The sequence below is a fragment of the [Erwinia] mediterraneensis genome, assembly GCF_900604315.1.
GTDB lineage: Bacteria > Pseudomonadota > Gammaproteobacteria > Enterobacterales > Enterobacteriaceae > Pantoea > Pantoea mediterraneensis_A.
In genome coordinates, this window is record NZ_LR026979.1 from 30,976 (window position 1) to 46,505 (window position 15,530).

The window sequence follows — 15,530 nt, forward strand, 5'->3', positions numbered from 1 at the left end:
AGCTAATTCATATCTTCTTATGCTATCAAAAAACTCTTCAATCCCTTACCGAAAGGATATCGATGGGCTCCGCGCCCTGGCTGTCATAGCCGTTATTATTTTCCATGCAGGAATCTCGCTTCTACCATCTGGATTTATTGGTGTAGATATTTTCTTCGTAATCTCTGGCTATTTAATGACCAGTATAACGAACAATCAGATTAAAAAAAATAAATTTTCTCTCACTGCCTTTTTCGTACATCGTTTATGGCGTATTCAGCCCGCTTTAATTGTGATGTCAACTTTTACTTTGATATTGGCGGCTTTTTACTTTTTGCCTCAAGATTTTATTACTTTCTTGCACAGCGCAAAATACAATGCAATTTTCCTCTCTAACCAATATTTCTCGCGACAAACGGCGACTTACGCATCACCAGAAAGCGATTTATTCCTATTGTTACATACCTGGTCCCTGGCAATTGAGTGGCAATGGTATTTTATCATTTCACTGACTGTCTATATTGGTTATAAAGCATCCTCTTATATCAAATCAAATCACAAAATCACAGTAAAACAAACATCCTTTATATCATCCCTGTTTGTAATCACTATTATTTTCGGAGTGATATCACTGATGATAGCCCAGAAAAAACCAGGAGAAGCTTACTACTTTCTTACAACTCGTCTGTTTGAATTTTTGGCAGGCGGAACAACTTTTTTTCTTAGTCGTTTATTCTGCCGACCAAATATGGCAATATTAAGCACGCTAAGCACGTTGTCGCTCTGCCTGTTAGCTGCTATCTCTATGCAACATGCTGTCATTGAAACCTACCCAGACCTTTTGACTGTGTTAGTTGTGGTAGCCTCTGCAGTAATCTTGTTTTCTGGCAGCCATAAAGAAAGAATTATTACTTCCTTATTATCCCAGAGAATTTTGGTGTTTATTGGCAAAATTTCTTATTCGCTTTACTTATGGCACTGGCCTGTTTTTTCCTTCTGCCGTTATATGGATTATACACTTGAAGGTAAACCTCTCTATATGGCATTCCTTGCAGTAATCTCATTATCGCTTTTGAGTTACTATCTCATCGAAAAGCCAATGCGTCGAGTACGTTATCCATTGAAGTATTCAGTGATGCTATTAATATTTTTACCTGCTATTATTTTTAGCTTCACTTATCCTTTCGTTAAGAAAAATGCTGGCTTTCCACAACGCATCAGCGAACAATACAATGAAAACTATTTAACCCTGAAAAAATATGAAGAAAGGGCAAAAGATCGCGAGCAATGCCTGGGTGATATTCAGGATCCAAACAAATGCCAGCTTGGTGATTTATCTGCCAAAAAGTCGTCGTTATTGATTGGTGATTCTAACTCTAATCATTTTTGGGGTTTCTTTGATGTTTTGGGAAAGGATGCTCATATCCGAATTACTGCATTGAGCACACCGTCTTGCCTGGCTTTGCCAGGAATTTACCAGTTTGATTGGTGGACCTATAAAAATATCGCTTACAGGCGCTGTCATGACAATGCAAAACATTATTATGAATTAATTACCCAGAATCATTATGATTATGTCATTCTGGGAGAAGTATGGTCTCAATATGCCAGAGGGCCACACCTTATTAATAAACTATCTGACGAGCGATCAGACATTTTGTCAAAAAAACGTATGCAAAAAGCAATGAGGGATGCTTTGGACATTATTGAAGCATCAGGGGCTCGCCCAGTCATAATAAAAACCATCTCAACTATGCCTCCAGGTTATCAGGGATGCTTACGCCATATGGCAATTACTCAAACACCTGTTAAGGAAAGCACCTGCGGTATACCAGTATTACAAGAGGCAGAAGACAAATGGACTTATGCATTTTTTGAAAAATTACAACAAGAGTATCCAACCCTGCTCTACATTGATCCTAAAGATGTACAATGCACACGGAAACACTGTGAAACTATGATTGGCACTCTACCAGTTTATCGTGATGTTGGGCATATCACTGATTATGCCTCTTACAACTACGGTTATAGTTATCTGGAGAAGTTTGGAAACCCACTCCGTTAAAGGCAGAAAGCAAGAAGAAAAAACGGGTAAGAAACTTCAGTTTCTTTCAGTTTTGGCCTTCAAAAGAAGGCCTTTTAATGTGGCTACAATAAAATTGGTATGATTTCTTTTAGCAGCTACTGTTCTTATATCAGTCAATGACAGTACTAATAGATAGCGATATATTCCGCAAGATACTATCCCTTTCAGGAGCGATCATGGCAGACTCCTTACATTATCGGGTTGGTCATTGCGAGGTGTTTAAAATCACCGAGCAGGAAGCAACGTTGCCAGCCTCTGTACTTTATCCCCATCAGCCGCTGAACGAAGCCGTACCGGCACAGATTGCTTTATCAATGCACAGCTGGATTGTGCGCACGTCAGATAAATTAATCGTAATTGATACCGCAACCGGCAATGGGCGCGATCGGCCAGGAGCTCCGCTGTTTCACCAGCTGAACACGCCTTATGAGCAGCGTCTACATGAAGTGGGTGTTAATCCCGCTGAGGTTGATCTGGTACTGATGACCCACTTACATGGCGATCATGTTGGCTGGAATACCCACTGGCATGAAGGGCAGTGGCAACCGCTGTTTCCACGAGCCCGTTATTACTGTTCCGATATCGGGCTGGCGCGCTGGCAGCAGGATCCGGCACGCGCCACCATTATGGCCGACAGCCTGACGCCGGTCATAAAAGCGGGTCAACTGGAAACTATCGATATATACAGCGAACCGGTGTTCGCTGGCGTGCTGCGCTATGTGCCAACGCCAGGGCACAGTCATGACCATGCCTCTGTTATTTTGCACAGCGGCGGAGAATATGCTCTCTTTAGCGGCGACCTGATGCACCATGAAATTCAGATCAGTCAGCCACAGCTGGCATCTTGCTTCTGTGAAAACCCCCGGCAGGCTGAAGGGCAAAGACGCTGGGCGCTGGAGTGGGCCGCCAGCCATCAGGCGCTGTGGTTCAGCTCCCATTTTGCTGGCAGCTCAGCCGGATACGTTATCCGTCACGGCGAGGGTTTTGAATGGCGTTTCACCTGAAGCCCAACGCCAGAGGGGCGACTCCCTCTCCCTTTTCAGCCATATACGCCTTCTGACAAGGCCAGCTGCTTACGGAACTCCGCCAGCGCTAGCGGTCGCCCCATCAGATATCCCTGTATTTCATCGCATCCCAGCGCTTTGAGTTTTTGCCGCTGCGCCTGGGTTTCTACCCCTTCAGCCGTAATGCTCATGGAGAAAATTTTGCCGAGGCCGATGATATTTTCCACAATAGCATTGGCATCTTCGCTGGCGGGCATGGCATCAATAAAAGTTTTATCCAGCTTAATGCCATCAAAAGGATAATTGCGCAGATAGCTCAGTGAGGAATAGCCAGTGCCAAAATCATCCATCAGCAGGCGCACGCCAAGCTTTTTCAATCCTTTCATTAATATCAGGCTCTGTTTAGGCTGTCTGAAAGCGGCACTCTCCGTGATTTCGATTTCGAGGCGATTTGCTGCCAGCCGGGATTCATCCAGTGCGGCCTTCACGCGCGTCAGCAGAGTTTCAGATTCAAATTCAACGGCGGAAATATTCACGGAAACTGCAAGCCCGTCGGGCCACTGTGCAGCATCATGACACGCGCTTTTCAACACCCATTCACTGATGGATGTAATCAGCCCCGTCTCTTCAGCCAGCATAATAAACTGATCGGGCATAATCAGGCCCAGGTGCGGATGTTGCCAGCGGATCAGCGCTTCTGCCGCCACGATCTTACCCGTATCCAGACTGTAGCGAGGCTGATAGACCAGACGGAACTGCTGCAGTTTTATGGCTTCCCGCAGGCTGTTTTCCATCTCCCGCCGCTGCACAATATGTTGTTCCATTTCTGGCGTATAAAACTTCCAGCCGTTGCGCCCGGCATTTTTGGCTTCGTAAAGCGCGATATTGGATAATCGCAGCAACTCGCCAGCTTCCAGTGCATCCTGGGGGGCAAAAGCGATGCCCATACTGGCACCAATAAACATTTCATGATCATGAATATAAAAGGGTTGTCGCAGCTCAGACAGAATTCGCGCGCAAAGCTTTTCAATATCCTCCTGCCTGGCAATGCTCGGCATGATAAGAATAAATTCGTCACCCCCCTGGCGGGCGACCAGATCATAATCACGCAGACAACGGCGTAAGCGCGTCGAGACTTCATGCAGCACGGCATCCCCTGCCGTATGGCCAAAAAGATCGTTCACCGGCTTAAATTTATCCAGTCCCAGGCTGATCATCGCCAGAGGATGATTAGTGTCAGGCAGCGCCTGCAGCTTACCATCCAGGAATTCACGCATCCGGGTGCGGTTTGGTAAACCGGTCAGTTCATCGTGCAGTGACAAATATTGTACGCGCGCCTGGGCTTCAACCTCCAGCGTCACATCTGTTGCCGTTCCCCGGTAACCGGTAACGCCTTCTTCCGTGTCAATGGGTTTCAGCGCAATATGGCAGTAACGCAGGTGGCCCTGTGCGGAAAAATAGTGACAATGCAGCAGACGACGATGCCCCGCCGATCCCGTTTCAGTGATCCAGGTTTCGAGAGAGTGTTTTTCCGTTTTGATAAATCCGGTGATCGGTTTGCCAAGCCAGGCGGAGATGCGGTGGCCGGTAATGCCGGGGAAACGTTCTGAAAGCCAGGTAATATTCAGATCACGATCAATTTCCCAGATCCAGTCTGAGGTCGCTTCCGCCACATCACGGAAACGGCGTTCACTGACGCTCAGTGCAAGGCGATTCTGCTCCAGAACATCATACAACCGCGCTTTACTGAGTGCGCTACGCATCAGATAGAGCGCGAGAATCGCGGTGAACAGACCCGGAACAATCAGTAACGGCAGGATATAAAGTAAAATTTTATCCCCTGGCCTGTGATTTTCCCACTGCAGCATGAGCGTTCCGTTGTGCAGAGGAAGTGTAAAGGTTGCCTGATGCGCCTGATGGTGTGCGGGCACGACGCTAAGTTGCCGTATACCATAGGCTTCGCCTGTCTGGCGTAGCTCTGCCGGCCCGATTTTGTCTACCATTACCAGGTGCAAAGTAGGGCCCGGTATTCCCTCACGTTCCGCAGAGAAAGAGAGTGACGCCACCAGCGCCGGATAACCGTTTACTGCTATTAACGTACGGGTTAACCCCTGCTGGCTGGCGTTAAAATCTCCACTACCCAGCCACTGCTGCAGTGACTGGCTGGCAGGCTGGCCCTCGCTCAACCCATAAAGCGTGTGTCCCTGCTCATCTGTAACAAAAAGGCCTTCCGGGCCATCAGCATCAGCGCGTAAAAGGTCCCGGACCGCCCGCAGATGCTGCGCAGCGGCCTTATCTGACACCAGACTGACTATCTCATTCTGGACAGCTTCATTTTTGACCTGCCAGACCAGTCGATGCATACGGTCATCCAGCGCTTTTTGCAAGAGCTGATGATTTTCCTGCGCAGAAGTCTGATTAAGATTTTTGGCAAGCGCTGTCAGTGCAATGATGGTGGTAATTAACAACAAAGCCAGTAAAGCGGTCATGCACCACAGGGCACGCTTTACGACTTTTGTGGTGCTTCGGTACTCGCTCTCCGGAAACCCAAACGTTTTCCTGAGAATTGATTCTTTCATTCTTTAAGTTCCGGGGCGTTGCAAAGGCGGGATTCAGTTTCGTAAAACCTTGTGTAGTAAAATCGCGTCCCTTTTGACATTATATAAGAGTAATCTGCTTGTAATAGTCGTGTATATAACAATTAATGTTGATAGAGCGCAGTTATTATCAATTAGTGTTTGATTAGACAGCTAATTCTTTTGCGGGTCAAGTTTTTTACCCGCCAGCAATAAAGCAGCCCAGTTCATGACTTCTTATCAAAATAATCATCAACATCGCGATATTTTTTTACAAACAGGTTAAGCAGGACTTTATACGTGTTTATCTGCAGCATTATTTAAGCAAAACGGATAAACAAAACGCAGTCAGTAAAAAAGCAGAAACTGCCTGTTTAAAGGGGATGCAGGAAAACGTTTCATCTTCCCTGTGAGACAGAGCGTTGGTTTGCGCGATGAAAAGATAAGAAAGCAAGCGCGGAAAATACCTTTCATATACTTCAGGTTAATAGCGAGACAGCGCCCGAAACTTAATTTAACACAAATCAGTTTTAGCCATTTTCGTCGCCGTGATGTCTGGTCAGAGAAACCCGTTTCACAAAATCGTCATCTGAATGCACGATAACTGCACAGCCTGATATATTCACAGCTCTTTGTATCAACCTGAGCCGGAATATGATCGCTAAACGCACTGTAAACGTAATGATGTTTATCACCTGCTTGCTGATTGCTGCTTGCGCAACTGGCGCTGAGACCCTGGACAATGCACTGCTTAAAGCTGTTGTCTTACAGGAAGAAAAAGCGCTGAAGGCGCGTATTGGTGTAGCCGTTATGGATACGGCCAGTGGTCAGACCCTGAGCTATCGTGGCCATGAGCGATTCCCGCTGAACAGCACACATAAACCCTTACTGTGCGGCCTGTTATTAAGCAAGGTTGATGCGGGAGAGTTGTCGCTGACAGACAGCATCCGGTTTAAAAAAGAGACGCTTGTCGACTACTCTCCTGTCACCGAAAAATTTGTCGCCCCCCGGACCATGAACTGGCAGGAAGTATGCCAGGCAGCGGTCGCATACAGTGACAATACCGCCGCGAACCTTATAGCAAAAAGCGTGGGCGGGCCACCTGCCGTGAACCACTTTTTAGCGGCAATCGGCGATAACATTACCCGTAGCGATCGCTTTGAACCCGAATTAAATACATCTCAGCCTGGTGACCTACGGGATACCACGACGCCGGTGGCTATCAGCCAGACCTTATATGCCCTGACTCTCGGTAAGGTGCTTCAGCCAGCTTCACGCCAGCAACTGCTGCAATGGATGTTCGATGACAAGGTCGCTGATGCACTGCTGCGTTCTGTACTGCCGCCGCACTGGAAAATTGCCGATAAAAGCGGCGCAGGCGCTTACGGCTCCCGTTCAATTATCAGTGTTGTCTGGCCGGAGAAACGAGAGCCTTTGATCGTTGTTGTTTATATTACGCAAACAGAAGCAACGATGGCACAAAGTAATGCAGCCATTGCCAGAATCGGTAAAACAATATTTGCAGCAACAGAAGCGAAAAAGAATTGATGTGTTATTCTGCCGCCTTGCCCGTCAGGACTCGCAGACAAGGCGGCAGAACGACATGCTTAATGCTTTAAATCACTACCCGAGCGGTGATACTCCTGACCCGCAGAAAATCGCTACGACGAGGCGGTTACAGTTGCCTTAAATATTTTCTCGGATCGTCAAAACATTCCGGGCAGGGAGCAGCGGCCGGATGCCTTGCCCGCGATACTCTTACCGCGTCGCGCTCGTGATAAAACGTCCCCAGAAACTCACGCCTTCTTCTTTCTGGCAGGCAGGCACACTCTTCCGAATGGATACGACAGCTGCTGGTGTGTCGTGACAATTTCGTAACGTAATAATATTTTGGCATTTTTTTATTCTCAAAAACATTCAGCCAAATAAGCGTAGTCACAAAATAAAAAGTGGCCCTAAAATCTTACCTATTGAATCAATAGGTCATACCTGTCAAAGTATGATCTTGTTCACATTGCTGCAGGGAAAATGTTAATCCGCGCGTCATCTATGCATTTCCAAGCCCAAATGCTGTCCCGTTTCTTTTCCTGACAGGTTTAAGCGGCAACCCAAAAATCACTAAAGGTTGTTTATCCATCAGGTGATACAGATCACGGTTTCCATTCACCCCGTTAGCGGGTAGAACCCGCAATCCATTGATAAAACTAACTCTTTTTTTCAATGCCCAACTCGCCTCTGGCAGGCCCACATTACCTGCTGCGCTGCGTATCTGTAACCTATACCGGAATAAAATGTATGGCGGATCATCGCTCACCTGTTAAAGCTGAGATCGCAGTGGCGCAGTGCCGGACGCTATGCACTTTTTCTTTATTGCCGGCATGCTTTAGTAACGGAGAAATATCATGAAAAGCTTATTGCGCCCTGCGCATAGCGTCCTGCTGTTGGGTCTGACTTTTGCAGAACCGCTCAGTGCCCAGACCTTTGTTTATGTATCAGAAGCAAACAGCGGTAACGTTGCCCGCTATACACTGAATGAGAAAACAGGCGCGCTGAAACTGTTGGGTAAAACACCGGCGGACGGCAAAGTCATGCCTATGGCGCTCAGCGCCGACCAGCGACACCTTTACGCGGCTATCCGTAGTCAGCCCCTGCGTCTGGTGAGCTGGAATATCAATGCGAAAACCGGCGCCCTGACAAACGCATCGGAAGTTGCGGCCGCCGCCAGTTATCCTTATATCAGTACGGACAAACAGGGGCGTTTTCTGCTGGCAGCCTCTTATGATGGCGGAGTGGCGCACGTTTACCGCCTCGACAGCAAAGGTCAGGTGACCTCACCGCAGGTGGCGGCATATCAGACAGGCCATGCCGCTCATTCAGTGATTACCGATACGACAGGTCATTCCCTCTATGTGGGTGTACTGGGAACCGATCGCGTACTGCAGCTGAATCTCGGTTCAGAAGGTAGCCTGACGCCAGTGGGAAGTGGCTATGCGCAAACGGAAGCGGGTAATGGAGCCCGTCATTCAGTGATCTCTCCGGACAATCGCTTCCTTTATAACATCGGAGAGATGGGCGGCATTATTACACAGTTCCGTCGCCACGATGATGGCGCTCTGGAGAAAGTAGCAGAATGGCCCTGCGCCGTAGCGAAAAAGTATAACCTTCAGCCAGGTCGTGAACGCCAGGCAGGTTCCAACGATCCGACGCCACGCATCTGGGCAGCCGATATTAAAATCACGCCAGATAGCAAATTTCTGTATGTCACAGAGCGCACCAGCAGTACGGTCACAGGTTATCGCGTTAATGAGAAGGATGGCAACCTGACGCTTATCGACAGCTGGCCAGTAGAAAAGCAACCGCGCGGCATTAATGTTACTGCTGATAGCCGCTGGTTAATCGTCAGCGGTGAGAAGAGTCGTACGATCGGCAGCTATGCTATCGACACGCAAAGCGGCACACTGAAGCTTGCCGGTGAAGCCCCGATTGGCCCAGGCGCAAACTGGGTAACGTTGGTCAGTTACTGATAAGCGGCATTTTCTCAGAAGCTGAGGCGCGGAGAGTTTCCTGCCAGCATAGAGAGCAGAAGTGCTGGCAGCATTTCTGCTGTTCGCGCTTCAATTCGGATACCGGCTCTGCTGTCTCTCAGCGCATTCTCCCCTGTTCAGTCTGCGTATTTCTGTGCCAGGTTAGAGTGGTCGCTCTGGTGTAGTAAACCGGGATTTAACAACAACGCTCATTGCGGGACGATTTCTTCACCTGGACTCGTGTAATCTTTCTCCTTATTTCAGTTTTCTCTTTTTCACCGCAGCCAGGAACAGGGGTGCTCTGTCTTTTCATTACTACAACTGTGCTCTGCATTGCCATACTCATAAACCCAATTACTCAAAAACTCAAATAACCAAATGAGTTATTAAAGGTGTCGGAATGGCACCAGCTGTCCCCTGCCCATCTCATGCATTTTTGGTAGCAGTTGCCTCTTCGAAATTTCCAGTCCCTGAACCTCGGGTTTTGACGATGTCACAAAAGTGATTTTTCGTGCATCAGCATCAGTCTGGAGCTAACGCCCTGAGGGCACCGAAACCTACATAATATTTCGGGTGAATCCCCATACTCATTTCACTGTCAGCCAGAGCACCCTTTATCGCTGTCACGGTACCTGGTAGCAGTACCCTGACTCCCTACCTGGCTTTTATAATGACTCGCGGCACCCAATGCTTTCACTGCCGAATCACTCATTTACTCACATACTCAAAAACTGCTATGCTCGTCTACTCATAAACTTATCCACGCATTTACTCTTTCACTCATAAAAATGAGTCATTGAATTTCAGCTTTTGCACCCATCGATTTAAAACAAATCGGTGCAGCGATTTCCGCTATACCTCAGCCTGTAATAATACTCATTAACTCATCTGAGTAAGTAGTGTGTGGGGTTGTTTCTGCTAACCGGACTTCCCCGGCAAGCTCAAATGAGTAAATGAAAAATTACTCATTTTCTGAGTCTGAATGTCTTTTTACAAAGTCAGGCTGCTTCCGAATCTCACAAACATAATTGCGCAAAAACACATATACTTTTGTCATCCAGATTTAACGCACTCCGGCGGGCTTCAGGGACAGGCAGCCCAGCGCTCAACTCATTTACTCATAAACGTTTTTGTGTAAACAATATGTACCATTCAGGGCCCAAACTGACAGCCCCGAACAGAGCAGATACTTTCTTTAACCATAGCCGCTATGGGGCTGCAGGCGCATTTACTCAAAAACACATTTGAGCTACAACACAGGTTCTGAAGATTCGCATGAATTTTCAGACGGTCAGCCAGCGTGCAACCTCATTTGAGTTGAGGCAGCTTCACTCAAATGAGTATATTTTAGTTCCAGCTCTTTTTTGACGCGGATTATTGACTGCATAACAAGTAAAACACAAAGGCAAAGCGCACAAATACCCTTTTACTCATTTATTCTTTTATCAGAGACCTCCTCAGACTGGAGGTTAGCCTGCTTACCCACTTAAGTGTTTAAGTGTTTGAATATTTGAGTGTTTGAATATTTGAGTGTTTGAGTGTTTGAGTGTTTGAGTGTTTGAGTGTTTGCATTTACGCACATATACACCACAGACACTAAAACTTTTCAGTCACATGCCCTACTTTAATTTTCTCGTGAAAAGGGCGAGTCAATTCATCGGCTGTACGAGATTAAAACAAACTTTCTGATCGGTATAAGGTAATAGCGATGCGCTGGGTTTGATCACTGTAACACCAGTAGCCTGTTGAAGTGGACAGAAGGAATAAGCGTTTTTACTCACTTACTCATTTACACTTAACCTCAGGCACTCATGCAGCTGATGCCCAAAACTCAAATAAGCAAAAACACATTTACACAAAGAGGAGTTCTGATACCCGGACAAAGTTGCCGTTACGGCCGATGACCATTCAAAACATTTGCAGCCTGCTTTGTAATCCTTGCTTACTACTGAGGTTAAAGGCCGCAGGGACGCTGTTGAAAACCAAGAGACAGGAGCACCAGAATGTACTCATTCACTCATTCACTCATTCACTCATTCACTCATTTACTGATTTACTCTTATCCTTTCACACTTTATTGCCAGTAGATCATAACCCCCTCAGGCCATCGTCCGTAGAACCACCGCGCTGTTGAAAACAGCGCCAAAGCATCATGACACAGAAAGGCATATATCTGTCGTCAGCAGGTACATTAGATTGATGAGAAAAGCTGAGCAATCCTCTGGCAGTGGTTCCGGTCGCTAAAGCAATCAAATACTCACTCATTTACACCAAAACTCATGTGAGTACCAATATCTGAGTGAAAGCATTCTGGCTATAAATAGTAACTTCAACATGCTCAACACCTCTGCGGTCGAGCTTAAATGTGTATACACTCATGTGAGTATATAATGATATATGTTTTTACTCACTGGCTGACTTGTTTTATCATACACATACAAACAAAAAGATAATGAGTTTATACACATTTGAGGGTATGAGTATGAAAGTGATCTCTTTTCTGAATCCAAAAGGCGGTTCAGGTAAAACCACAGCGGTCATCAATATCAGCACCAGTCTGGCCCGAAGTGGAAAAAGTATCGCCGTGGTCGATACTGACCCTCAAATGAGTCTCACTAACTGGAGTAAGTCAGGCAAAGCCGCCTTTGATGTTTTTACCGCAGCTTCAGAAAAAGATGTTTATGAAATCCGTAAGGGACTGGGCGACTACGATTTTGTCATCGTGGATGGTGCCGGTTCTCTTTCCGTTATTACCTCTGCCGCAGTAATGGTAAGTGACCTGGTTATTATTCCTGTGACTCCCAGCCCGCTAGATTTTTCAGCAGCTGGCAGTGTGGTAACTGTGCTGGAAGCTCAGGCCTATAACCGCAAGGTAGAGTCGCGTTTTCTTATTACCCGCAAAATCGATCAGGCACTGATGCTCAATGTCCTGAAAGAAAGTATCAAAGACACGGGCGTGAAATTGCTCAGGACGGCCATTACGCAGCGTCAGGTGTATGTAAAATCTATCCTTGATGGCAATAGCGTATTCGAAAGCTCAGACAGTTCTGCGAAGGGTGAAATCGAAGTGCTGGCAAACGAAATCATAAGTTCATTTAAGTAAAAACTCATTTACTCATAAACTTCTTTGAGCTTATTTTACGGAGAGAGAAACAATGGCACTGGAAAAACAGCATGCTGGTGTTAAAAAGATGCAGTTTGGCGAAAACCGGGATTTGGATCGGGTAATCCCTGCTCAGGCAGCCACATCAGGTAAGACAAAGCGGGTGAACGTCAATTTTGATGAAGAGATGCATCAGCGTTTCAAAGTTGCCTGCGCCAGGAAGGGAATATCCATCTCAGATGTGATTAAAGAACTTGTTGACGACTGGCTGAAGAAAAATGACTGAACCGGTATTTGTCCAGTAAGCCATCGCCAGATAAAAGCGTTATACAGACAGCAACTGACGGTTTCGCTTTTCTGATGGGGGAGGGCGGCGTCCTGACACAAAAGCAGGGTTCTCACTGTCGGGGATAAAGCCCGAGCCATTACCGTTAAAACATAATAGCAATTGTCTGTAACTGCCCGCCGCATAGCCAACCCTCAGTTTTCTGTCCGAGGCGGGCAGAGCAACAAAATAACCGGTTTCCCCTTTCGCCCGTTTTGTAAGCCGTCTGACTGCTGCCGATGCAAAGCAGCATTACTGCTTAGCTTCTTTCAACAGTCATCGCTTAAAAATGAAGTGTTACCTGCAATCACAGCCTGTGCAGGCAAACTGCATGTTTGTTATGCCATTTAAGGTAGATAAGAAAGGATGGTTTCAACATAAGCTATAGAGAGCAGATGACTCCCTATAGCTTATGCTACTCACTGCAGCTTATGTCATAAACTATAGTGAGTAGACAGCTATCCGGGGTACGTACATAAGCTGTAGTAAGTGAGGCAGGTTCCGCAGGATGAGTGCAACCGGGTATATTAGCGACAGACAGGCCTGTAACATAAGGGCTTAAGTACAAACAGCGTACCTGTCCGGCCGCCGCTGCTTCTGTCTGACAAAGCCTGCGCTTTCGGGGCCTTCACCATCAGAGAATAACTCTGCATCAGGTACACTTGTGAGAAACAGATTCTGTCACAGGTATAAGCTGTAGTGAGTACGTTACTCACTACAGCTTATGTAGCATCTGTTCTTGTTGGCTGACAACCCGAGAGCTAGATAGCCCTCATTTGATTATGTTTATGAGAGAAAAGCGAAAACTTACGGACCCGAACTAATATGTACCCTGACTGCAGAAAAGGCATGAGCTGGGGCTCAGAGCAGAGAAAGAGTGACTCACCGCAGACTATATAAGCTGTAGTGGGCATTTTAACGGGAAAGACGGTGTCGTTTACTCCACTACTCACTACAGCTTATGCGCTTACTTCATCTTAAAGAGCTTTTCCAGATCATCCATGGTGATACCAAGCTTCTCAAGCATCTGTAATTTTCTGGTTAATTCAGGATCTGCTTTACCTGTGGCAGGGGTAGTGGTTGGAATAACTTCTTCGCTCTCATTCTTCGGCGCTTTCAGTTTTGGTCGGCGATAATGCACGTTAAAAAAGACCGCACGCCCTCTCTGCACCTCGGTATAGTCCAGATAGCCGATCTCTTTCAGCTGCTCCATCGCGCGACGCACGGTCTGGTTCTGCGAAAAGACCGGAGATTTCAGGTTTAACCTGGCGCGCAGCCTGGCAAGTGATATGGGAGCCGGATTTTTGGGTAAGCTTTCAATGAAAGTATAAATTGCCTGTGCCGACTCGCGGCGCTTCAGAACGTTGATCGCCTTCAGCTGTAAAAGCACTTTACGATCAAACTGATAGAGCTCGAATAAGCGGGGATCCGCCTGCAGGATCACAATATCTTTTGCTGTATCATAATACGCTGACTGGACGAGATGGGTAACATACTCTTTTGAATGCTCTTTGGTATTCGCTGTGAAAGAGATAACTGTCCCCGCAATACGTTTGAGAGACGGGCTGATGCGTTCCCGGAGCTTCTTTGAAGAGCGGTTAGAGGGAATGCCGCATAGCTTGGCGAACTCCACAAAGGGGAGCTGAACCTTGTCACCAATGACTTTATGTTTGGCAAAGGAGTGAATGATCCCTACCCAGGTTTTAAAATCATTATCCATATCCAGACGCGGGCCGACGATTTCGACTTTATCGAAGCCTTCAGCCTTAGCCAGCGACAGGCGAGACAGCTCTTCAGTCGCGTCTGTGACGGACATGGTATTCTTTTTACTGTTTTTCAGGGACTTTAATGTAGGAACAAACACACCCAGTCTCATTAATGCGACGGGTTGTACGGTATTGTTCGCATTTGGGGTGAGCGTAACTAACTCGCCAGTGGATTTGTCCATTTCCTGAAACAGGTTATCAAGATCTATGCTTTCGTTATCCAAATCAGGCTCCGGATCTCACTCATAATCTATATAAACAGTTAATTTGATTACAAAAATACCCATTTACCGGGCTTAACGGCCCTTTGCGCCATAAACAGCAACCCTGTGGATAAAACGTGATAACAGCAGGTAAAACAAACAAAAATCCACTGACGGATTGAAAAGCAAGGCAAAAATTGCCCACAGGAAAAGTGAGCAAACATGCTGTTTACTCACTATAGCTTATCTCTTTAACTGATTACAGCTTAGATATTACCACTTATAGCTTATATTAAGCTGACTGCAGTTTATGTTTTACTTATTACAGCTTATATGATCACCCTTTCAGGCCAGAGCTGGCGCGGGTTACAGCGATCGGGGATCTCTTTAGGATCTAACAGGGATCATATAAGGATCGGCTTATTAGGATCTGAGCGGTGGATAAGTAAAGCAACTGAAGAACTTTTTAGCAGCGATGTAGCGGTCAGACTGAATGCCAAAAAATCAACTCATTAAGCTATGAGCTGGTACTTTTTTCTGTCAAACCATAAGTCTGGCTCTGCGCTGGTAAGTGGGCTGTAGCAAGTTCATCGCACTGTTACCTGTCAAAGTGCTCCTGTTAACAGCGGAAAGGGAGGTCCGTTCCATCAGCAAAGCATAACTGCCTGCATACAAGCCTGCGAGTTCATCACCACAGCATGTGCGCAAAGAGTATCTGATCAGGAAATCTGGCTTAATGATAAAATTTTACGTCCGCTTATCTGAGGAATATATGAATCAGCGTACGAAAGTGCATGCAGAAAGTATTAATGCTTGATGGCCTCCTGACTAAGATCGGATATAAATTACTCTGTTGTTCCGAAAATTACACGACAAAGCAGGATTAATAAAAATGAGTTGCAGTTAACAAAACAGTACCGAAATAATTGATGTCTTTGTGGATAAATTTTATAAGAGCTGTGGT

Annotated in this window: 8 protein-coding genes; 6 read left to right on the forward strand and 2 right to left on the reverse strand. The window is 46.4% G+C overall.

The annotated features are described in order from the left end of the window. Positions 1-19: 19 nt before the first annotated feature. The gene (locus tag E0E17_RS18445) at positions 20-2,044 is read left to right on the forward strand and encodes an acyltransferase family protein (protein ID WP_130835635.1); all 2,025 of its coding nucleotides are present in this window, start codon (positions 20-22) and stop codon (positions 2,042-2,044) included. 197 nt (positions 2,045-2,241) lie between these two features. Continuing rightward, on the forward strand, positions 2,242-3,069 hold the full coding sequence (locus tag E0E17_RS18450; RefSeq protein ID WP_130835636.1) for an MBL fold metallo-hydrolase: 828 nt from the start codon (positions 2,242-2,244) through the stop codon (positions 3,067-3,069). 35 nt (positions 3,070-3,104) lie between these two features. On the opposite strand, the gene E0E17_RS18455 is transcribed toward E0E17_RS18450, so the two are convergent. Next, a complete protein-coding gene (locus tag E0E17_RS18455) occupies positions 3,105-5,648 on the reverse strand; it encodes a putative bifunctional diguanylate cyclase/phosphodiesterase (protein ID WP_272940802.1) in 2,544 nt (847 codons plus the stop codon). 651 nt (positions 5,649-6,299) lie between these two features. Here E0E17_RS18455 and bla point away from each other — a divergent pair. The 4 genes from bla to E0E17_RS18475 all read left to right on the forward strand — a co-directional run bounded on the left by bla (position 6,300) and on the right by E0E17_RS18475 (position 12,558). Next, entirely contained in the window at positions 6,300-7,193 is an 894-nt protein-coding gene (gene bla / locus E0E17_RS18460; RefSeq protein WP_237680841.1) for a class A beta-lactamase, read from the forward strand. Positions 7,194-8,047: 854 nt separating this feature from the next. Next, the gene (locus E0E17_RS18465; protein ID WP_130835637.1) at positions 8,048-9,169 is read left to right on the forward strand and encodes a lactonase family protein; all 1,122 of its coding nucleotides are present in this window, start codon (positions 8,048-8,050) and stop codon (positions 9,167-9,169) included. 2,482 nt (positions 9,170-11,651) lie between these two features. Beyond that, positions 11,652-12,272, forward strand: a complete 621-nt coding sequence (parA, locus tag E0E17_RS18470) for a ParA family partition ATPase (protein WP_130835638.1) — start codon at positions 11,652-11,654, stop codon at positions 12,270-12,272. Positions 12,273-12,324: 52 nt separating this feature from the next. Continuing rightward, positions 12,325-12,558 carry a plasmid partition protein ParG gene (locus E0E17_RS18475; RefSeq protein ID WP_130835639.1) on the forward strand — a complete coding sequence of 78 codons (234 nt, stop codon included), beginning with the start codon at positions 12,325-12,327 and terminating at the stop codon, positions 12,556-12,558. A gap of 1,006 nt (positions 12,559-13,564) precedes the next feature. Here E0E17_RS18475 and E0E17_RS18480 read toward each other — a convergent pair. Beyond that, positions 13,565-14,545 carry a RepB family plasmid replication initiator protein gene (locus E0E17_RS18480; RefSeq protein WP_130835743.1) on the reverse strand — a complete coding sequence of 327 codons (981 nt, stop codon included), beginning with the start codon at positions 14,543-14,545 and terminating at the stop codon, positions 13,565-13,567. Between the last annotated feature and the right edge of the window lie 985 nt (positions 14,546-15,530).